We start from the raw sequence: 19,585 nt of genomic DNA, 5'->3' as shown, positions 1-19,585 counted from the left end.
TAAACCTGATAAAAATAAAGCCATGAGTTTTGCCGGATTTGTTTTTGATATGATACGCCGTGATAAGGAGAACCGCAATTTACGCCTTCTTCGCCGGGAACGTCTCAACGAACGTTTGGATAAAATGCACAAAGGGTGCGGCATGCCCCACAACACAACCGCAGAAGATATGGAGAAAATAACCAGACTTACCCGGCAAAAGGAATGTTCCGAACAGAAACATACCGTACGCATGATGCTGATTGTTATGGGAGTTTGCATTATTATTGCATCTGTATTGGTTTTCATATTTACCCGCTAATTCAAAGTATTCATGGGAACTATCGACATATCATACCTCAGCTTGGGCATCGGACTGCTCTTGTTGTCAATCCCATTATTCTATATATGGAAATTCAAGACCGGCCTGCTACGTGCAACCCTTATCGGTACGGCACGCATGATTGTGCAGCTTTTCTTCATCGGCATTTATCTGAAATACCTTTTTCTTTGGAATAATCCGTGGATTAATTTCCTGTGGGTAATCGTCATGATACTCGTAGCTTCGCAAACGGCACTGGCGCGTACACAACTGAAGCGCAAGATACTGCTGATACCTATATCCGTAGGTTTCCTATGTAGCGTAGTATGCGTGGGGATGTATTTTATAGGAATCGTGTTGCGTCTTGAAAATGTATTCAGCGCTCAATACTTCATCCCTATTTTCGGCATACTGATGGGAAACATGCTATCCAGCAATGTTATAGCCCTGAATACCTATTATAGCGGATTGAAACGCGAGCAACAGCTTTACCGCTATCTGCTTGGCAACGGGGCTACCCGTACAGAAGCGCAGGCGCCGTTTATCCGTCAGGCTATTATCAAGGCATTCAGTCCGCTCATCGCCAATATCTCCGTCATGGGCTTGGTAGCGTTTCCCGGAACAATGATTGGACAGATATTAGGGGGAAGCAGTCCGAATGTCGCCATCAAATATCAGATGATGATTATGGTTATCACATTTACGGCATCCATGCTTTCGCTGATGATAACCATTTCACTGGCTTCGCGTAAGTCTTTCGACGCTTATGGAAAGCTACGGCCGGTCATGGTAGAAAAAAAAGGTAAAAGTAAGCCGTAATTCGCTACTTTTTCATATCTTTGCAACCAAATTTTCTACTGATAATGAAAATTAAGGAGATAGTAAGCGCCCTTGAACGGTTCGCGCCTCTGCCATTGCAAGACGGATTTGATAATGCCGGCCTGCAAATCGGATTGACAGATGCGGAAGCAACAGGGGCTTTGTTGTGTCTTGACGTTACTGAAGCCGTACTGGATGAAGCGATTGCGTTAGGATATAATCTTGTGATATCGCATCATCCGCTTATTTTTAAGGGTTATAAATCCATTACGGGAAAAGATTACGTGGAGCGTTGTATCTTGAAAGCTATCAAGAACGACATTGTCATCTATTCCGCCCACACTAATCTGGATAATGCGCCGGAAGGAGTGAATTTCAAGATTGCCGAAAAAATCGGATTGAAGAATGTACGTGTACTGGAAGCTAAGGAAAACGCTTTGCTGAAATTGGTTACATTTGTTCCCGTAACCCGGGCGGAAGAAGTACGCACAGCATTGGCATCTGCCGGATGCGGATGTATCGGCAATTATGATTCGTGCAGCTACAATGTGGAAGGCGAGGGGATGTTCCGTGCTCTTGAAAGCGCCAATCCTTATTGCGGAAAAATCGGCGAGCTGCATGTGGAAAAGGAGACGCGCATCGAAACCATTCTGCCGACTTACCGGAAAGCAGAAGTTATCAAAGCGTTACTTGCCGCACATCCGTACGAAGAACCTGCATTTGATTTATATCCGTTGCAGAACTCCTGGCAACAAGCCGGAGCAGGCGTTATCGGCGAATTGGAAACTCCAGAAACCGAGTTGGAGTTCCTAAAGCGTATCAAGAAAACCTTTGAAGTGGGTTGTTTGAAACACAACAGGCTCACCGGGCGGGAGATACAGACCGTTGCCTTGTGTGGCGGTGCAGGAGCTTTTCTCATGCCGCTTGCCATACGCAACCGTGCGGATGTTTTCATCACGGGTGAAATAAAGTATCACGATTATTTCGGCCATGACACAGATATTCTGCTGGCAGAGATAGGGCATTATGAAAGCGAACAATATACAAAAGAAATATTTTATACAATAATCCGGGATTTATTTCCTAATGTTGAAGTACAACAAAGCAAGATAAATACAAATCCCATAAAATACATGTAATTAAAATGGCTAAAGAAGCAAAAAAAGATCCCCAGGAATTGACAGTGGAACAGAAATTAAAAGCCTTGTTCCAGCTACAGACCATGTTGTCTAAAATTGATGAAATCAAGACGTTGAGAGGCGAGCTTCCTTTGGAAGTGCAAGACTTGGAAGATGAAATTGCCGGTCTGAGCACCCGCATCGAAAGAATCCAGTCGGAAGTTGCCGATTTGAAATCTGCTATCGCAACGAAGAAAGTGGAAATCGAAACCGCAAAGGCTTCTGTAGCCAAATATAAAGAGCAGCAGGAAAATGTGCGCAATAACCGCGAGTATGACTTCCTGAGCAAAGAAATCGAGTTCCAGACCTTGGAAATCGAACTCTGCGAAAAGAGAATCAAAGAGTTCTCTGCCGATGAAGAAGTCAAGTCTCAGGAAGCCGCAGACAGTACCGCTGCCTTGGAAGAAAGACAAAAAGACCTTGAAGTAAAGAAGAATGAGCTGGACGAAATCATCTCCGAAACCAAACAGGAAGAAGAAAAGCTGAGAGACAAAGCCAAAGAACTCGAAACTAAAATAGAGCCGCGTCTGCTTCAATCCTTCAAGCGTATCCGCAAGAACTCACGCAACGGTCTGGGTATCGTTTACGTACAGCGCGATGCTTGCGGTGGCTGTTTCAACAAGATCCCGCCCCAAAGACAACTGGACATCCGTTCACGTAAGAAAATCATCGTTTGCGAGTACTGCGGACGTATCATGATTGACCCGGAACTGGCAGGTATCGCTCCGGAAGTGAAAGAAGAACCGGTAAAGGAAAAGACGACAAGAAGCAGAAAGAAAGCAGCAGACGCTGAATAAATTCCGCAAGAATCGCAATAAACAAATAAAGGTTTAGGTTGTTATCAATCCCATAAAATAACAACTTAAACCTTTTTTTATGACTCTAAAAGCTTGGAGCAGTACATTGCTCATTCTATGTTTCTCTTTTGCGGCATGGGCGCAAAAAGGCAATAGCTACTTGGAAAAGCCGCTTCCGCAAGGCTGGGGAACCGGCACTGCCCATACCATTCCCGGAGACGATAATCTGTTCGGCAGCCAAATACAGCCGGTAGACGATAAATGGTGGAAAGCCTTTGGCGATCCGATGCTCGATTCGCTGATAGCAACGGCATCCGCCGGGAATTTTTCGGTGCTTTCAGCCATAGACCGCATGGATATGGCTAAAGCCAATTGGCGGATAGAGCGGGGGAGTTTCTTCCCTTCCGTTTCCCTGAATGGCGGATGGGCACGCCAGCAAAGCAGCGGCAATGTAAGTGAAGCACCGCAATCCATAACCGGAGCATACAGCGCCTCGCTCAATGCAAGCTGGGAACTGGATATATTCGGCAGTATCCGGCAACGGGTAAAAGCGCAACGTGAAAATTTTGCCGCCAGCAAGGAAGAATATACCTCTGTCATGATATCGCTATGCGCGCAGGTAGCATCGGCCTACATCGGGCTGCGTGAATTACAGCAGGAATTAAATGTGGTCATCCGCAATTGCAATACGCAAGCCGCAGTGCTTGAGATTACCCAAGTGCGCTACAAAACCGGATTGGTTTCCAAGCTGGATGTGTCTCAAGCCAAGTCCGTATATTACAGTACCAAAGCGTCTGTTCCCCAACTGGAGGCAGGTATCAATCAATACATCACCACTCTGGCCATTCTGCTCGGAACTTATCCCCAAGACCTTCGTCCCACATTGGAACAGAACGGCAAACTTCCCGACTATATGGAACCTGTAGGCATAGGTATTCCTGCCGACTTGCTGCTCCGTCGTCCAGATATCCGGCAGGCCGAACGGCAAATCAACGCACAGGCGGCCCTGCTCGGTGCTTCTAAAAGCGATTGGCTACCGCAGGTTTTCCTGAAAGGTTCCGTAGGATATTCTTCCCATGACCTGAAAGATTTCACCAAACGGAACAGTATGACGTTTGAAATAGCGCCAAGCCTCAGTTGGACACTCTTCAACGGTACAAAACTGGTTAATGCCACCCGGCTGGCACGTGCGCAATTGGATGAGTCTATCCATCAGTTTAACCAAACCGTACTCACAGCCGTACAGGAAACAGACAATGCCATGAACGGCTACCGCAATTCCATCAAGCAGATTGTAGCCCTGCGCGAAGTATGCAATCAGGGAGAGGAGACGTTGAAGCTGTCATTAGACCTTTATAAGCAGGGGCTAACCCCTTTTCAAAATGTCCTGGATGCCCTTCGTTCATTGCTGGCTTATCAAAACCAACTGACGCAAGCACAAGGAAATTCACTGCAGGAACTCATCTCTCTCTATAAAGCATTAGGGGGAGGGTACGGAAACATCATTTCAGGATTATGATTTTAGGTACATCAGCTGCAAGTCATAAATAAACATATATAATATTCAACTGAATTTAAACTGAACCATATATGAAAAATCAAATGTACATCGCCCTGCTTGCCCTACCTTTGTTGGCAGGATGCGGGAATAAAAAAGAAACGTCGCATGCAATGCCCGTACCGGAAATCAGTGTAGCCCGCCCAAGCGTGCAAGATATTACGCTTACTAAAAACTATCCCGGCTATCTGACTTCTGAAAAAACAGTGGATTTAGTGGGCAGAGTCAGCGGAACGTTGCAGACCATAGCCTATGCACCCGGCAGCCGGGTACGCCAGGGGCAGGTGCTCTTCCAGATTGAGCCTACTGTTTATCAGGATAATGTGAGGCAAGCGGAAGCCGCTTTGAATACGGCATGTGCCAATCTTGAATATGCACAGAGTAATTATGCGCGTATGCAGGAAGCAGCAAAAACAGATGCCGTCAGCCAGATACAGGTATTGCAATCCAAGTCGGATGTAGCTACTTCGCTGGCAGCGGTAAGCAATGCCGAAGCTGCATTAAATACGGCACGGACCAATTTGAGTTACTGTACGGTACGTGCCCCGTTCAACGGAACAATCAGCCGCAACCTTGCAGATGCAGGAAGCTATATAAACGGCAGCGTACAACCTGTAACTTTGGCCACTGTCTATAAGGACGATCACTTGTACTCTTATTTTAATGTAGCCGACAATCAATGGCTTGCCATGTTATTGCAGCAAGGAGACAGCATTCCCAAACAAGTTAACGTCAGCCTGGGGAAAGACGGCATACTGAATTACCCGGCACAGTTGGATTATCTGTCGCCCAATGTAGACTTGAACACCGGGACGCTGAATATCCGTGCCCGGCTGGATAATCCCAAAGGAATCTTGAAGAGCGGGCTTTATGTCAGCATCACGCTGCCTTACGGAAAACAGAAAAACGCAATCCTGATACCCGATGCTTCTATCGGCACAGACCAGTTGGGTAAATACGTGTACGTAGTCAACGACTCGGACATCGTACACTACCGTCACATCGAAACAGGACAACTGATAGGTGACAGTCTGCGCCAGATAAAACAAGGACTTTCCCCGCAGGAGCGGTATGTGACGAAAGCCCTGATGAAAGTCAGAAACGGCATGCGGATAAATCCCGTTCAATAATCCACACTGTATATATAACCATTCAAAACCAAAGAATCATGTTTTCAAAATTCTTCATAGACCGCCCCATATTCGCAACCGTACTGGCACTGCTCATCGTCGTAGCGGGACTGGTCACACTGGGTATTCTGCCCATTGCGCAATATCCGGACATAACACCGCCTACGGTGCAGGTGAGCGCCGTTTATCCCGGAGCCAATGCGCAGACGGTAGCTCAAACCGTCGGCATTCCTATCGAACAGCAGGTCAACGGAGTGGACGGAATGCTTTATATGTCGTCCAACTCATCCTCATCGGGAGCGTATTCGCTCACTGTCACTTTTGCAGTAGGTACAGATATCGACATGGCCACCGTACAGGTACAGAACCGCGTCAGCGTAGCACAGTCATCGCTGCCTGCTCCCGTAGTAGTGCAGGGGGTTACGGTGCAGAAGCAGTCCAGCAATATCGTTATGTTCCTGACCATGAAGTCTGACAGCAAAGATTACGACGGTCTTTACCTCAGCAACTATGCCAAACTGAACCTCGTAGACCAACTGACCCGCGTGCCCGGTGTGGGTGCAGTCAACGTAATGGGGGCAGGGGACTATTCCATGCGTATCTGGCTCGACCCTGCCGCCATGCGCATCCGCAATCTCTCACCGGCTGATGTGTATCAAGCTATTCAGACGCAGAATGTAGAGGTCAGTGCCGGCAACGTAGGACAACCCATCGGAAATGAGAACAAGAATGCCTATCAATACAGCCTGACTGTAAAGGGGCGGCTCACTTCACCCGAAGAGTTCGGTAACATTATCCTCCGTACGGAAAGCGGCGGGCGGATTCTCCGTCTGCGTGACGTAGCCCATATAGACCTGGGATCGGCATCTTACAGCGTTGTTTCCCAACTGGACGGAAAGCCTACGGCTGCCATCGCCATCTACCAGCAACCGGGCAGTAATTCACTGGATGTATCGACGGGCGTCAAAGCGAAGATGCAGGAATTATCGCAGAATTTTCCGGCAGGTGTACAATATAATGTAACGCTCGATACAACAGACGTTATCCATGCATCCATCGATGAAGTAATGGTAACTTTCTTTGAAACAACGCTATTGGTAGTGCTTGTAATCTTCCTTTTTCTGCAGAATTGGCGGGCTGTCATCATTCCTTGTATCACAATTCCCGTTTCACTGATCGGTACGTTAGCAATCATGTCATTATTCGGTTTCTCTATCAATACTTTAACGTTGTTCGGGCTGATATTGGCGGTTGCCATCGTGGTGGACGACGCCATTGTGGTCGTGGAAAACTCCACACGTCTGTTGGATACGGGACGGTATACCGCCCGGCAAGCCGTAACCGAGGCAATGGAAGAGATTACAGGCCCCATTGTGGGAGTAGTGCTGGTGTTGCTTGCCGTATTTATCCCTACCATGCTTGTCAGCGGGATTTCGGGACAATTGTACAAGCAGTTTGCCTTGACCATTGCTGCCAGTACCGTGCTAAGCGGCATCAACTCACTGACGCTGACGCCCGCACTCTGCGCATTGATGCTCCAGCCCACCAAACCCTCGAAATTCCCTCTGTATAAAGGCTTCAACCGTCTGTATGACAAGACACAAGGAATGTATGACAAAACAGTAGGCTATCTGCTGCAAAGACCTTTTGCCGCAGTGATTTCATACGCTGCATTTACGATAATCGCTGTGTTGCTGTTCGTTAAGTGGCCCTCTACTTTCATACCGGAAGAAGACGACGGATATTTCCTCGCTGTTGTGCAACTTCCACCCGCATCGAGCCTGGAGCGCACGCAAGAGGTGGGGAAACAAATAAACGCTCTGCTCGACACCTATCCCGAAGTAAAGGATTACATCGGCATATCCGGCTTTTCCGTTATGGGTGGCGGAGAGCAGAGTAATGCCGCTACCTACTTCGTAGTCCTGAAAAACTGGGATGAGCGTAAGGGGAAAAAACACACAGCAGCGGCCATTGTCGATCGTTTCAACATGGAAGCCTATGGCATTCAGGAAGCTGAGGTCTTTGCAATGGTTCCGCCTGCCATTCCGGGGCTGGGCGCTACCGGCGGACTGCAACTGCAATTGGAAGACCGTAACAATCTCGGCGCCACCGAAATGCAGCGTGCCGTGGAAACTTTAATGGAAAATTACCGCAATTATCCGGCTTTGGCATCCGTCAGCAGCCAGTATCAGGCCAATGTCCCCCAATATTTCCTGAATATAGACCGCGACAAAGTGCAATTGATGGGCATACAGTTGAACAGTGTTTTCACGGCTTTAGGATATTATATGGGAGAAGCCTACGTTAATGATTATGTACAGTTCGGACGTATATATCAGGTGAAACTGGGTGCCGGCGACCGTGCCCAACGCATTATCGACGACGTCCTCAAGTTAGGCGTACCCAATGCTTCGGGAGAAATGGTTCCTTTCTCTTCCTTCACACAGATAGACGAGCAACTGGGTATGGATCAAATCAACCGGTATAATATGTACTCTACCGCATCCGTCACCTGCAATGCAGCCCCGGGAAGCAGTTCCGGAGAAGCCATCAAGCAGGCGGAAAACTTGATAAAGACCCAACTCGGCAATGAATTCGGCTATGAATGGACTTCCGTTGCCTACCAGGAAACGCAGGCAGGAACCACCACTACCGTAGTTTTTATCATGGCGTTGTTAGTAGCCTTCCTTGTACTTGCCGCACAGTATGAAAGCTGGACAAGTCCGGTGGCAGCAGTAATGGGAATTCCGGTGGCATTACTCGGCGCAATGCTGGGTTGCTATGTGATGGGAACTCCGGTCAGCATCTATACGCAAATCGGTATAATCCTGTTAGTGGCGCTATCCGCCAAAAACGGTATCCTGATTGTGGAGTTTGCACGCGACTTCCGTGCACAGGGCAACAGTATCCGTGACGCCGCGTTCCAGGCAGGACATATCCGGCTTCGTCCCATTCTGATGACCTCATTGGCGTTTGTATTGGGAGTTATGCCGCTTCTGTTCGCCACAGGGGCGGGAGCGGGAAGCCGCGTCGCCCTTGGAGCGGCAGTGGTATTCGGTATGGCGCTGAATACATTGCTGGCAACGGTCTATATTCCCAACTTCTATGAGCTGATGCAAAAGCTGCAGGAAAAATTCGGAAAAAATAAGGGCAAATAAGGAAATGCAGTTTTTCTCTTTAAATTAATTTCATACATTTGTGACTCGAACAAATGTATGAAATTAATAATATGAAGCTTAGATATACTTTGATAGGCGTGTTGTGTTTCAGCATAAACATCGTTCTACAAGCACAACAGCAGGCATTGGAAGGCAAAATTGCCGGTTTCCTTAAAGGGAAGAAAGCCACGGTCGGCGTAGCCGTACTGACAGACAAAGACGAAACCATACTGCACAACAACGAGATGCACTATCCGCTTCTGAGCGTATTCAAATTCCATGTAGCCCTGGCCGTATTGGATAAAATGAACAGAGAGGAAATCCCATTGAAACATATTGTTCATGTAAAAGCTTCCCAATTACAGCCAAATACCTACAGTCCGCTGCGGCAAAAGCATTCCGGTCAAGATCTGGATATATCATTGGGAGAGCTTTTACAATACAGCATCTCACTAAGCGATAACAATGCCTGCGACATCCTCATAGAATATGCCGGTGAAATAGGGCATATTCATCAGTACATCAGGAAATTGGGCATCAATGATTTCAACTTGTCCGAAACGGAAGACTCCATGCACCGGAATCCCCCAAAGGCATACTCCAATTGGAGCACCCCCTCTGAAATGGTACGGTTACTGAAAATGGCCGATGAGAAAGATTTATTCGCCCCCGTGTACCGGGATTTCCTTTGGAAAACTATGACAGAAACAACCACAGGAAGCAACAAACTAAAAGGCTTATTGCCTTCCAATACGGTTGTGGGGCATAAAACCGGTTCTTCTGACCGTAATTCGAAAGGCGTGAAGACGGCAGATAATGATGCCGGAATAGTAATCATGCCCGGTGGCAAGAAGTATTATATCGCTGTCTTCGTAACGGACTCAAGTGAAACGGACGAAGAGAATGCCGCCATCATCGCACACATTTCCCGGATGGTATACGACGAAATGAAGTAGGAAAGAGTGGGAGAAGTGCATCTTTTTTGCTATCGTGTTTAACATGGTTGCCGTTCTTTTCAATCCCCTCAGGAAGGTGTTCTGAAAGGGGATGTAATGAGTTAGGGAGTGAAAGGCATTCACTCCCTAACTCATTGCCTCTCATTCCCTGATTCATTACGGTTCATTCAGCCGGTAAAATCAGAGGCTTGCGTAGTCTGGAATATCTTGTAAAAAAGTATAACTGTTCTGTTCGTAATCCATACGGCAGCAATAATGCCGGATACCGTTACTTACTATCAGATAATCCACTTTCAACACCATGTTGTAACGGGTAATCTGGTCGAAGACCTTCTGAGTGATTTCCACCTCGGGAGCCTTATATTCCACAATCATGCGTGCCGTAAGGTCACGCCTGTAAAGAACTGTATCGCAGCGCTTTTTAGTACCGTTCAACTGCACCTGCACCTCGTTTGCCATCAGTGCCTGCGGATAGCCCTTATGCGTCATGAGAAAATGTACGAAATGCTGCCGCACCCATTCTTCCGGGGTCAAGGCAACATATCGGCGGCGAATAACATCAAAAATACTTCTTTTTCCATCCCTTGTAATAATCTTGGCTTCAAACGCCGGCAGGTTCAGTGAGAACATTCTATTTTAATTTCTTGTTTTTACTTTTTTATTGTATTTTTGTGAGTTAAATAATCGTTCCCTAACGGTTTTACGGAACAAATTTAATGAAATCTTATGAAAACAAAAGAAGAAATCGTAGCTAATTGGCTGCCCCGTTACACAAAACGTAACCTGGAGGATTTTGAAGAGTATATTCTGTTGACCAACTTCAACAAGTATGTCGAAATTTTTGCCGAAAAATTCAATGTTCCCATACTAGGCAGGGACGCTAATATGATTTCGGCCAGTGCGGAAGGAATAACGATCGTAAACTTCGGAATGGGAAGCCCCAACGCCGCCATCATCATGGACTTATTAAGTGCCATTCAGCCCAAAGCATGCCTGTTTTTGGGCAAGTGTGGAGGCATCGACAAGAAAAACAGGATAGGGGATCTTATCCTTCCAATCGCCGCTATCCGCGGTGAGGGTACTTCAAACGACTACTTCCCGCCGGAAGTTCCTTCACTGCCGGCTTTTATGCTGCAACGTGCCGTTTCTTCCGCCATTCGCGACCATGCCCGCGATTACTGGACCGGTACTGTATATACCACCAACCGCCGTATTTGGGAACACGATGAGGACTTTAAGGAGTATCTCAAAAAAACCCGTGCCATGGCAGTCGATATGGAAACGGCAACCTTGTTCAGTTGCGGCTTTGCCAATCATATCCCCACCGGAGCTTTGTTGCTGGTGTCCGACCAACCGATGATTCCGGAAGGCGTCAAAACCGATAAAAGCGATAACATAGTAACCCAAAACTATGTAAAGGAACATGTTGAAATCGGCATTGCATCTCTGCGCATGATTATTGATGCGAAGAAAACCGTAAAACATCTGAAATTCGACTGGTAAAACCAAGAAATATGGCCAAGCAAGAAATTACGTGTGATGATATCTTAAGGGAACTGAAAGCCGGGCAATATCGTCCCATCTATTACCTGATGGGCGAAGAACCGTATTACATCGACCTCATCTCGGATTATATAACGGACAACGTACTGAATGAAACCGAAAAAGAATTCAACCTCACCGTTGTATATGGCGCAGATGTGGACGTGGCTACAATTATCAATGCAGCCAAACGCTATCCCATGATGTCCGAGCACCAAGTGGTAGTAGTGAAGGAAGCACAGAACATACGCAATATAGAAGAGCTTTCCTACTACCTTCAAAAACCCTTGCTATCTACAATATTGGTAATATGCCACAAACATGGCGTATTGGATAAAAGGAAAAAACTCGCAGCTGAAATAGAGAAGTCGGGCATACTGTTTGAGTCCAGGAAAGTGAAAGAGTCCCAACTGCCGGCATTTATCACATCCTATATGAAACGTAAAGGAATAGACCTTGAACCGAAAGCCACTTCCATGCTTGCCGACTTCGTAGGGACAGACCTCAGCCGCCTTACCGGAGAACTGGAAAAACTGATTATTACACTTCCAAAAGGTCAGACACGTGTCACCCCCGAACAGATAGAAGGCAACATAGGAATCAGCAAGGATTATAATAACTTTGAACTCCGCAGCGCCATCGTGGAAAAGGATGTTCTAAAGGCTAACAGAATAATAAAATATTTTGAAGAAAATCCGAAAATCAATCCGATTCAAATGACTTTATCTTTACTTTTCGGATTCTTTTCCAATCTGATGCTGGCCTATTATGCCCCCGAAAAATCGGAGCAAGGCATCGCAGCATTCTTAGGTCTGAAGAGCCCGTGGCAGTCCCGCGAATATCTAAATGCCATGAGGATGTACAATGGAATAAAAACCATGCAGATCATCGGAGAGATACGATATACAGATGCCAAGTCTAAAGGAGTAGGAAACCCTTCCTTAAACGATAGCGACCTTTTACGGGAATTGGTCTTTAAAATCCTGCATTGATTTTCTCATTCCATATCTTTTTAATAAAAGAAGAAAATACGAAAATGATTCATTTATGTGTCATTTTATCATATTTAGGGGGATTTTCCCCCTTTTTTTCTATTTTCATGATTTATCCGGCAATTAAATATGCACATAATATACTATAATACAGTATAATACATTCAAAATAAGCCTCTGAGAATCGTTTCTTTTCAATCATTCGGGTATTTATATTGAAATAAAGCAAAGAATTTATTGTTGACCTTCATAAAACTGATAACATAGAGTTGCTTCCCAATTTTGTCACCTATTTTCTTTTAGAATCGAGTATTACTTTACCAGGATTTATAAACCGGATAGAGGAATAGTTGTACTATACAACTATGAAGCATTACCAATGTAATGCACGGCATTCACAAATGTATATATTACAAAGCTAAATATATTACATGTATACATAATAGATGATTAATACTTTTGTAAATAGGGGCGTTTACGTCTATTATATACATTATCACATCTTTATCCCGTGAGCAGTTAACAACATATTAATTATAGTATATATCATTATAAATCTGATATATACAACTATTTATTAGACTTTTAAATTATAAATATAAGAAATAGACGTCAAAACATTTGTAATTTCTGTAATACTCCTATTATAATACAATATATTAAACTGTAAATCAGCATAATAATGTATTTTATTAAAGCTAATATTAGAGATGTTTTTCATGAAAAATAACCTCTTTACAAATATAAGCTTGACATAAGTAAATTTGCCGAGTACGATTGTAAATTTTAAAATATTACACTCGTGATTTGCTTTTGTAAATCCTATTATTTACTTTTGTAATCGGATTTAAAGACTTATACAATTGTAATAATATCTACGCCATGAGTATAAAGGATAGATTTAAGATGATAATGGACAGGGAGCAGTTAACTGCTGGAGCATTTGCCGAAAGTATAGAAGTAGCTCAAGCCACTATTTCCCATATATTAGCCTCCCGTAATAATCCAAGTACAGAAGTCATTCTGAAACTTCACAAGCGGTATAATGACATCAACCTTGAATGGCTGCTAACAGGAAAAGGAAACATGAGCAATAATTCTCCATCCGTTGAAAACAACGGATTCGACTATCCTTTATTTGCTGACAATCCGGAAAATCCGTCCAACGAGCCAAGCACTCCGGAAAATCGCAAGGAAATCGCGTTAGAAGCTCCAGTAAATACGCCTAAAGAGGTTGTAAAACAAGAAATTATCTATAAAGAAAGACCGCCTAAAAAAATAACAGAAATAAGAATTTTCTTTGATGATAATACTTATGAAACATTCAAACCGGAAAATTAAGAGGCAACTACGGCTATTTGCACAAATTCCCGTATCTTTGCAGCCAAAAGATAATTCTTCTTTATAGATAATATGAAAAAATATATTTTAGACCTGACAGTGACCGAGAACGTCCGACTGCATGCCAATTATGCGCTGCTGAAATTGACTTCCCCGTCCCTGCTCCCGGAAATGCTTCCGGGACAATTTGCCGAAATTCGCGTAGACGGTTCACCCACTACTTTCCTGCGACGCCCTATCTCTATTAATTATGTAGACAAACAACGGAATGAGGTGTGGTTTCTAATCCAACTTGTAGGAGATGGAACCAAGCGATTAGGAGCGGCAAAACAAGGAGATATAATCAATGTGGTACTTCCATTAGGAAACAGCTTCACAATGCCTGAAAAGCCCTCGGATAAGCTCTTATTAGTAGGTGGCGGCGTAGGTACAGCACCGATGTTGTATTTAGGCGAGCAATTGGCGAAAAACGGAAGCAAACCCACCTTCGTATTAGGTGCCAGAAGCGATAAAGACTTGTTGCAATTAGAAGATTTTGCTGCCTATGGAGATGTATATACCACCACGGAAGACGGCAGTCATGGCGAAAAAGGATATGTCACCCAACATTCTATATTGAGCAAGGTGAACTTCGAACAAATATATACCTGCGGTCCTAAACCAATGATGATGGCTGTAGCCAAATATGCCAAAAGTAAAGGCACTAATTGTGAAGTGTCTTTAGAAAACATGATGGCATGCGGCATAGGCGCTTGCTTATGTTGTGTGGAAAATACCACAGAAGGTCATTTATGCGTATGTAAAGAAGGTCCGGTTTTTAATATAAACAAACTATTATGGCAGATTTAAGTGTAAACATTGGTGAATTGCAAATGAAAAATCCGGTGATGACAGCATCCGGAACTTTTGGATATGGTGAAGAATTCGCCGATTTCATCGATATATCGCGAATAGGTGGTATAATTGTAAAGGGAACTACTCTTCACAAACGTGAAGGTAATCCGTATCCGCGTATGGCAGAGACTCCATCAGGTATGTTAAACGCTGTGGGACTGCAAAATAAGGGTGTACATTACTTTGTTGAACATATCTATCCGCGTATCAAGGATATAAAAACCAATATGATTGTGAATGTTTCAGGCTCTGCTATCGAAGATTATATGGAAACGGCTGCAATCATTAATGAACTTGTAAATATTCCTGCCATAGAATTAAACATATCCTGCCCTAATGTAAAGCAAGGTGGAATGGCATTTGGCGTCACAGCCAAAGGAGCGGAGGAAGTGGTAAAAGCCGTACGCTCAGTTTACAAAAAGACACTTATCGTAAAACTGTCACCCAATGTTACAGACATCACAGAAATAGCACGTGCTGCTGAAAATGGCGGTGCAGACAGCGTATCACTCATCAATACCTTGTTAGGAATGGCTGTAGATGCAGAACGCAGACGTCCCATCCTTTCCACGGTAACAGGCGGCATGTCCGGAGCAGCAGTGAAACCTATTGCACTCCGTATGGTATGGCAGGTTGCTAAGGCAGTAAAAATACCGGTCATAGGTTTAGGGGGCATCATGAATTGGAAAGATGCTGTGGAATTTATGCTCGCAGGTGCCTCTGCCATTCAAATCGGTACTGCAAACTTTATTAATCCGGCAATCACCGTGAAGGTCGCAGAAGGTATTGATGACTATCTGAACAGACACGGATATAAGTCAGTTAAAGAAATAATCGGTGCACTTGAGGTATGACGAATAACAAAGCATAGCCATTCGCAAACTATTTTCATAAAAAAGGACATTCAAACTGAATGCCCTTTTTATTTTTATTTACATCTTACAGATTACTCACCTAACAAATCCGGACGTAATTTCCGAGTTCTTTCCAATGACTGTTGCAGCTCCCATTCCTTAATTTTAGCCTCATGACCGGATAGTAAAATTTCCGGAACTTTCCATCCTTTGTAATCAGCCGGGCGCGTATAAACGGGAGCAGCTAACAGATTATCCTGAAAAGAATCGGAAAGGGCCGATTGCTCGTCAGAGATAACTCCGGGAATAATACGTACAATAGCATCAGCCATAACGGCCGCCGCCAGTTCGCCACCAGTCAATACATAGTCTCCGATACTGATTTCCTTCGTTATGAGATGTTCGCGGATACGGTAATCAATTCCCTTAAAATGCCCGCAAAGAATTATAAGATTTTTAGCGAGAGACAGCGTATTAGCCATAGGCTGGTTAAACTGTTCACCATCCGGAGTTGTGAAAATGACCTCATCATACTCCCGTTCGGCTTTCAAAGCATTAATGCAGCGCTCTATAGGTTCTATCTTCATAACCATTCCGGCAAAACCACCAAAAGGATAATCATCCACCCGACGGTATTTATCTTCAGTATAATCACGAAGGTTATGAATATGTATTTCTGCAAGCCCTTTATTTTGAGCACGTTTCATTATAGAGCAATTGAAGAAGCCTTCAATCATTTCCGGCAGAACAGTAATGATATCAATACGCATATATTTTATTTTTTCCGCAAAAATAGTGTAAGTTAAGAGTAAAAGCAAAAAATATTCGGGAGAAACCCGTATTTTTGTGTCCAAACTCCAAAATCGTTATGACAGTAAAAGAAAAGATAGACCAGCTACGCGCCGACTTACATCGGCACAACTACAATTATTATGTATTGAACGCTCCCGAAATATCAGACAAAGAGTTCGATGACAGGATGCGCGAATTACAAGATCTTGAAAAGGAACATCCCGAATACCAGGACGACAATTCGCCTACCATGCGCGTAGGAAGCGATTTGAATAAAAACTTCACACAGGTAGCCCATAAATATCCCATGCTCTCATTGGGAAACACCTATTCGGAAAGTGAAGTGACAGACTTTTATGACCGGGTGAAGAAGGCTCTGAACGAAGACTTTGAAATATGCTGTGAATTGAAATACGACGGCACATCCATTTCACTAACCTACGAAAACGGCAAATTGGTACGTGCCGTAACCCGTGGTGACGGTGAAAAAGGTGATGATGTAACGGACAATGTAAAAACGATCCGCACGATACCATTAGTGCTCCACGGCAGCTATCCTGAGTTGTTTGAAATCAGAGGAGAAATATTAATGCCCTGGGAAGTGTTTGAAGAACTGAACCGGGAAAAAGAAGCGCGTGAAGAACCGCTTTTCGCCAATCCGCGCAATGCAGCTTCCGGTACTTTAAAGTTGCAAAATTCCGCTATTGTAGCCTCACGCAAGCTTGATGCCTATTTGTATTATCTGTTAGGAGAAGAATTGCCCTGTGACGGACATTATGAAAATTTACAAGCAGCAGCCGGCTGGGGATTTAAAACCTCGGAACACATGAAAAAGGCTCATAGCCTGGAAGAAGTATTTGAATATATCAGATATTGGGACACGGAACGAAAGAACTTGCCGGTAGCAACAGACGGTATTGTTTTAAAAGTCAACAGTATGCGCCAGCAGAAAAACCTCGGTTTTACCGCAAAATCTCCCCGATGGGCTATAGCATATAAGTTTCAGGCAGAACGCGCCTTGACTCGTTTAAACAAGGTCACTTATCAAGTAGGACGCACCGGAGCCGTAACTCCTGTTGCCAATTTAGATCCGGTACAACTGTCCGGCACTATCGTGAAGAGGGCTTCTCTGCACAATGCCGATATTATTGAAGGGCTGGATTTACATATCGGAGACATGGTTTATGTAGAGAAAGGTGGAGAAATCATTCCTAAAATTACGGGAGTAGACAAAGACGCCCGCAGCATGCTTATCGGTGAAAAAGTGAAATTTATCACTCACTGTCCCGAATGTGGCAGTAAACTGATACGATACGAAGGGGAAGCAGCCCATTATTGTCCTAACGAAACATCCTGCCCACCTCAAATTAAAGGTAAGATAGAGCATTTCATTAGCCGTAAGGCAATGAATATAGATGGCTTAGGCCCGGAAACCGTAGATATGTTCTACCGTTTGGGACTAATCAAAAATACGGCAGATTTATATCAGCTCACAGCAGATGATATTAAGAACCTGGACCGTATGGGTGAAAAATCAGCGGAGAATATCATCAAAGGAATCGAAGCGAGCAAAGAGGTTCCATTTGAAAGAGTGCTCTTCGCTTTAGGCATCCGTTTTGTAGGCGAAACTGTAGCCAAGAAAATAGCCAAGTCTTTTAATGACATAGACGAGCTGGAAAATGCCAACCTCGAAAAACTGATAAACATCGATGAAATCGGGGAAAAAATAGCACAAAGCATTCTGACGTATTTCGCAAATCCATTGAACCGCGAGTTGATAGAACGTTTGAAATCCACCGGATTACAGCTCTATCGCAGAGAAGAAGATTTAAGCGGATATACGGATAAGTTGGCAGGACAATCCATTGTCATAAGCGGTGTTTTCACACATCATTCACGAGATGAATACAAAGAGCTGATAGAAAAAAATGGTGGAAAAAATGTAGGCAGTATCTCTGCCAAAACCAGTTTTATTCTGGCGGGCGAGAATATGGGACCCGCCAAATTGGAAAAAGCTCATAAATTAGGGATAAAGCTCATGAGCGAAGATGAGTTTCTGACACTCATATCCTAACAAATTTCTACAAAAAGCTTTTTTATGGCTTATATTTGTATGGTAAATTGAAAAAAATCGTACTTTTGCGAGTCGTTTAATTAGAGATTACTTTATAATACTCATGATACAGACTAGATTGAAAGGAATGGGGGTAGCGCTGATTACTCCATTTAAAGAGGATGAAAGCGTTGATTATGATGCATTGATGCGTTTAGTAGACTATCAGCTCCAAAACAACACTGATTTTTTATGCGTACTTGGCACTACAGCAGAAACTCCGACGCTGGCTGAAGAAGAAAAAAAGAAAATCAAGAAAATGGTTATCGAGCGCGTGAATGGGAAAATACCTATTCTGCTTGGAGTAGGTGGAAATAACACTCGTGCTATAGTAGAAACTCTGAAGAATGACGATTTTACCGGAGTGGATGCCATTCTTTCTGTTGTTCCTTATTATAACAAGCCTTCCCAAGAAGGGATTTATCAGCATTATAAAGCGATTTCCGAGGCTACCGACCTTCCGATTGTACTTTATAATGTACCGGGACGTACCGGAGTAAATATGAAAGCCGAAACAACCTTGCGCATCGCACGCGACTTTAAGAATGTAATAGCAATTAAAGAAGCATCGGGAGATATCAGCCAGATGGATGACATCATAAAAAATAAACCCGCCAATTTTGACGTTATTTCAGGCGATGACGGCATTACCTTCCCTCTGATTACCTTAGGAGCCGTTGGTATCATCTCGGTCATAGGAAACGCCTTTCCGCGTGAATTTAGTCGTATGGTACGTCTGGCATTGCAAGGAGATTACTCAAATGCGCTGACCATCCACCACAAATTTGCAGAATTATTCAAATTACTCTTTGTAGACGGTAATCCAGCCGGAGTAAAAGCCATGTTGAATGCAATGGGAATGATTGAGAACAAACTTCGCCTACCATTAGTGCCTACCAGAATCACGACTTTTGAAGCAATGCGGAAGATATTGGATGAATTGAATATTAAATGCTGAGTACAAATCTTATTTAGTATATATGGAGGAGGTTGTGTCAAAATGCTGACACAGCCTTTTTTTATGCGCAAAGCCCAGACTTTCTCAAGCCCGGGCTTTGTTATTACCCAAAGTTTTCGTATCTTTAGGCATAAAGTTTTTCGTTATGGCAAAGTTACATTTTCGTCCTTACATTCCCAACCAAACCGTTCTTTTTCCACAA

Annotated in this window: 17 protein-coding genes; 15 read left to right on the top strand and 2 right to left on the bottom strand. The window is 44.1% G+C overall.

The features are described from left to right. Nucleotides 1–22 precede the first annotated feature (22 nt). The 8 genes from H8S52_RS15940 (at nt 23) to bla (ending at nt 9,897) form a co-directional block, all read left to right on the top strand. Nucleotides 23–301: a hypothetical protein gene (locus tag H8S52_RS15940; protein ID WP_117667402.1), complete on the top strand. Its 279-nt coding sequence runs from the start codon at nt 23–25 to the stop codon at nt 299–301. Between the two features lie 12 nt (nt 302–313). Beyond that, nucleotides 314–1,120: an ABC transporter permease gene (locus H8S52_RS15935; protein ID WP_022104346.1), complete on the top strand. Its 807-nt coding sequence runs from the start codon at nt 314–316 to the stop codon at nt 1,118–1,120. Between the two features lie 44 nt (nt 1,121–1,164). Then, nucleotides 1,165–2,259, top strand: a complete 1,095-nt coding sequence (locus H8S52_RS15930; protein ID WP_117907702.1) for a Nif3-like dinuclear metal center hexameric protein — start codon at nt 1,165–1,167, stop codon at nt 2,257–2,259. Nucleotides 2,260–2,264: 5 nt separating this feature from the next. Further along, on the top strand, nt 2,265–3,095 hold the full coding sequence (locus H8S52_RS15925) for a zinc ribbon domain-containing protein (protein ID WP_005654214.1): 831 nt from the start codon (nt 2,265–2,267) through the stop codon (nt 3,093–3,095). A 79-nt stretch (nt 3,096–3,174) separates the two neighbouring features. Further along, entirely contained in the window at nt 3,175–4,614 is a 1,440-nt protein-coding gene (locus H8S52_RS15920) for an efflux transporter outer membrane subunit (RefSeq protein ID WP_117740780.1), read from the top strand. Between the two features lie 71 nt (nt 4,615–4,685). Then, nucleotides 4,686–5,783, top strand: coding sequence for an efflux RND transporter periplasmic adaptor subunit (locus H8S52_RS15915; RefSeq protein ID WP_117859359.1), 1,098 nt, complete (start codon nt 4,686–4,688; stop codon nt 5,781–5,783). Nucleotides 5,784–5,821: 38 nt separating this feature from the next. Then, nucleotides 5,822–8,941, top strand: a complete 3,120-nt coding sequence (locus H8S52_RS15910) for an efflux RND transporter permease subunit (protein WP_117859361.1) — start codon at nt 5,822–5,824, stop codon at nt 8,939–8,941. Between the two features lie 71 nt (nt 8,942–9,012). After that, nucleotides 9,013–9,897 carry a class A beta-lactamase, subclass A2 gene (bla, locus tag H8S52_RS15905; protein ID WP_186910204.1) on the top strand — a complete coding sequence of 295 codons (885 nt, stop codon included), beginning with the start codon at nt 9,013–9,015 and terminating at the stop codon, nt 9,895–9,897. A 180-nt stretch (nt 9,898–10,077) separates the two neighbouring features. Here bla and H8S52_RS15900 read toward each other — a convergent pair whose 3' ends face one another. Continuing rightward, nucleotides 10,078–10,527 carry a type I restriction enzyme HsdR N-terminal domain-containing protein gene (locus H8S52_RS15900; RefSeq protein ID WP_005654222.1) on the bottom strand — a complete coding sequence of 150 codons (450 nt, stop codon included), beginning with the start codon at nt 10,525–10,527 and terminating at the stop codon, nt 10,078–10,080. A gap of 96 nt (nt 10,528–10,623) precedes the next feature. Here H8S52_RS15900 and H8S52_RS15895 point away from each other — a divergent pair, with 96 nt between their 5' ends. From H8S52_RS15895 to H8S52_RS15875, 5 genes are all read left to right on the top strand, one after another. After that, complete coding sequence (locus H8S52_RS15895; RefSeq protein ID WP_005654223.1) at nt 10,624–11,400, top strand: AMP nucleosidase; 777 nt, start codon at nt 10,624–10,626, stop codon at nt 11,398–11,400. A gap of 11 nt (nt 11,401–11,411) precedes the next feature. Then, the gene (gene holA / locus H8S52_RS15890; RefSeq protein WP_186910203.1) at nt 11,412–12,431 is read left to right on the top strand and encodes a DNA polymerase III subunit delta; all 1,020 of its coding nucleotides are present in this window, start codon (nt 11,412–11,414) and stop codon (nt 12,429–12,431) included. Between the two features lie 882 nt (nt 12,432–13,313). Then, complete coding sequence (locus tag H8S52_RS15885) at nt 13,314–13,772, top strand: helix-turn-helix domain-containing protein (RefSeq protein WP_186910202.1); 459 nt, start codon at nt 13,314–13,316, stop codon at nt 13,770–13,772. A 72-nt stretch (nt 13,773–13,844) separates the two neighbouring features. Further along, entirely contained in the window at nt 13,845–14,621 is a 777-nt protein-coding gene (locus H8S52_RS15880) for a dihydroorotate dehydrogenase electron transfer subunit (protein WP_186910201.1), read from the top strand. Further along, nucleotides 14,609–15,520: a dihydroorotate dehydrogenase gene (locus H8S52_RS15875; protein WP_186910200.1), complete on the top strand. Its 912-nt coding sequence runs from the start codon at nt 14,609–14,611 to the stop codon at nt 15,518–15,520. The genes H8S52_RS15880 and H8S52_RS15875 overlap by 13 nt, the downstream gene beginning before the upstream one ends. Nucleotides 15,521–15,612: 92 nt before the next feature. Here H8S52_RS15875 and trmD read toward each other — a convergent pair whose 3' ends face one another. Continuing rightward, nucleotides 15,613–16,290: a tRNA (guanosine(37)-N1)-methyltransferase TrmD gene (gene trmD / locus H8S52_RS15870; protein WP_016662592.1), complete on the bottom strand. Its 678-nt coding sequence runs from the start codon at nt 16,288–16,290 to the stop codon at nt 15,613–15,615. Between the two features lie 98 nt (nt 16,291–16,388). Here trmD and ligA point away from each other — a divergent pair, with 98 nt between their 5' ends. Together ligA and dapA are read left to right on the top strand one after the other, a co-directional pair. Then, nucleotides 16,389–18,386 (top strand): NAD-dependent DNA ligase LigA, encoded by a 1,998-nt coding sequence (ligA, locus tag H8S52_RS15865; protein ID WP_186910199.1) that lies wholly within the window; start codon nt 16,389–16,391, stop codon nt 18,384–18,386. A 103-nt stretch (nt 18,387–18,489) separates the two neighbouring features. After that, nucleotides 18,490–19,383, top strand: coding sequence for a 4-hydroxy-tetrahydrodipicolinate synthase (dapA, locus tag H8S52_RS15860; RefSeq protein WP_060386189.1), 894 nt, complete (start codon nt 18,490–18,492; stop codon nt 19,381–19,383). The last annotated feature ends 202 nt before the right edge of the window (nt 19,384–19,585 follow it).

This window comes from Bacteroides sp. NSJ-48, assembly GCF_014287405.1.
In the GTDB taxonomy this organism is placed as follows: Bacteria; Bacteroidota; Bacteroidia; order Bacteroidales; family Bacteroidaceae; genus Bacteroides; species Bacteroides stercoris.
This window is presented reverse-complemented; position numbering and strand designations above follow the sequence as displayed.

Bases quoted from the DNA above. Each gene is read 5' to 3' on its own strand.
- H8S52_RS15940 (WP_117667402.1), top strand. From the start codon at position 23: ATGAGTTTTGCCGGATTTGTTTTTGATATGATACGCCGTGATAAGGAG.
- H8S52_RS15935 (WP_022104346.1), top strand. From the start codon at position 314: ATGGGAACTATCGACATATCATACCTCAGCTTGGGCATCGGACTGCTC.
- H8S52_RS15930 (WP_117907702.1), top strand. From the start codon at position 1,165: ATGAAAATTAAGGAGATAGTAAGCGCCCTTGAACGGTTCGCGCCTCTG.
- H8S52_RS15925 (WP_005654214.1), top strand. From the start codon at position 2,265: ATGGCTAAAGAAGCAAAAAAAGATCCCCAGGAATTGACAGTGGAACAG.
- H8S52_RS15920 (WP_117740780.1), top strand. From the start codon at position 3,175: ATGACTCTAAAAGCTTGGAGCAGTACATTGCTCATTCTATGTTTCTCT.
- H8S52_RS15915 (WP_117859359.1), top strand. From the start codon at position 4,686: ATGAAAAATCAAATGTACATCGCCCTGCTTGCCCTACCTTTGTTGGCA.
- H8S52_RS15910 (WP_117859361.1), top strand. From the start codon at position 5,822: ATGTTTTCAAAATTCTTCATAGACCGCCCCATATTCGCAACCGTACTG.
- bla (WP_186910204.1), top strand. From the start codon at position 9,013: ATGAAGCTTAGATATACTTTGATAGGCGTGTTGTGTTTCAGCATAAAC.
- H8S52_RS15900 (WP_005654222.1), bottom strand. From the start codon at position 10,527: ATGTTCTCACTGAACCTGCCGGCGTTTGAAGCCAAGATTATTACAAGG.
- H8S52_RS15895 (WP_005654223.1), top strand. From the start codon at position 10,624: ATGAAAACAAAAGAAGAAATCGTAGCTAATTGGCTGCCCCGTTACACA.
- holA (WP_186910203.1), top strand. From the start codon at position 11,412: ATGGCCAAGCAAGAAATTACGTGTGATGATATCTTAAGGGAACTGAAA.
- H8S52_RS15885 (WP_186910202.1), top strand. From the start codon at position 13,314: ATGAGTATAAAGGATAGATTTAAGATGATAATGGACAGGGAGCAGTTA.
- H8S52_RS15880 (WP_186910201.1), top strand. From the start codon at position 13,845: ATGAAAAAATATATTTTAGACCTGACAGTGACCGAGAACGTCCGACTG.
- H8S52_RS15875 (WP_186910200.1), top strand. From the start codon at position 14,609: ATGGCAGATTTAAGTGTAAACATTGGTGAATTGCAAATGAAAAATCCG.
- trmD (WP_016662592.1), bottom strand. From the start codon at position 16,290: ATGCGTATTGATATCATTACTGTTCTGCCGGAAATGATTGAAGGCTTC.
- ligA (WP_186910199.1), top strand. From the start codon at position 16,389: ATGACAGTAAAAGAAAAGATAGACCAGCTACGCGCCGACTTACATCGG.
- dapA (WP_060386189.1), top strand. From the start codon at position 18,490: ATGATACAGACTAGATTGAAAGGAATGGGGGTAGCGCTGATTACTCCA.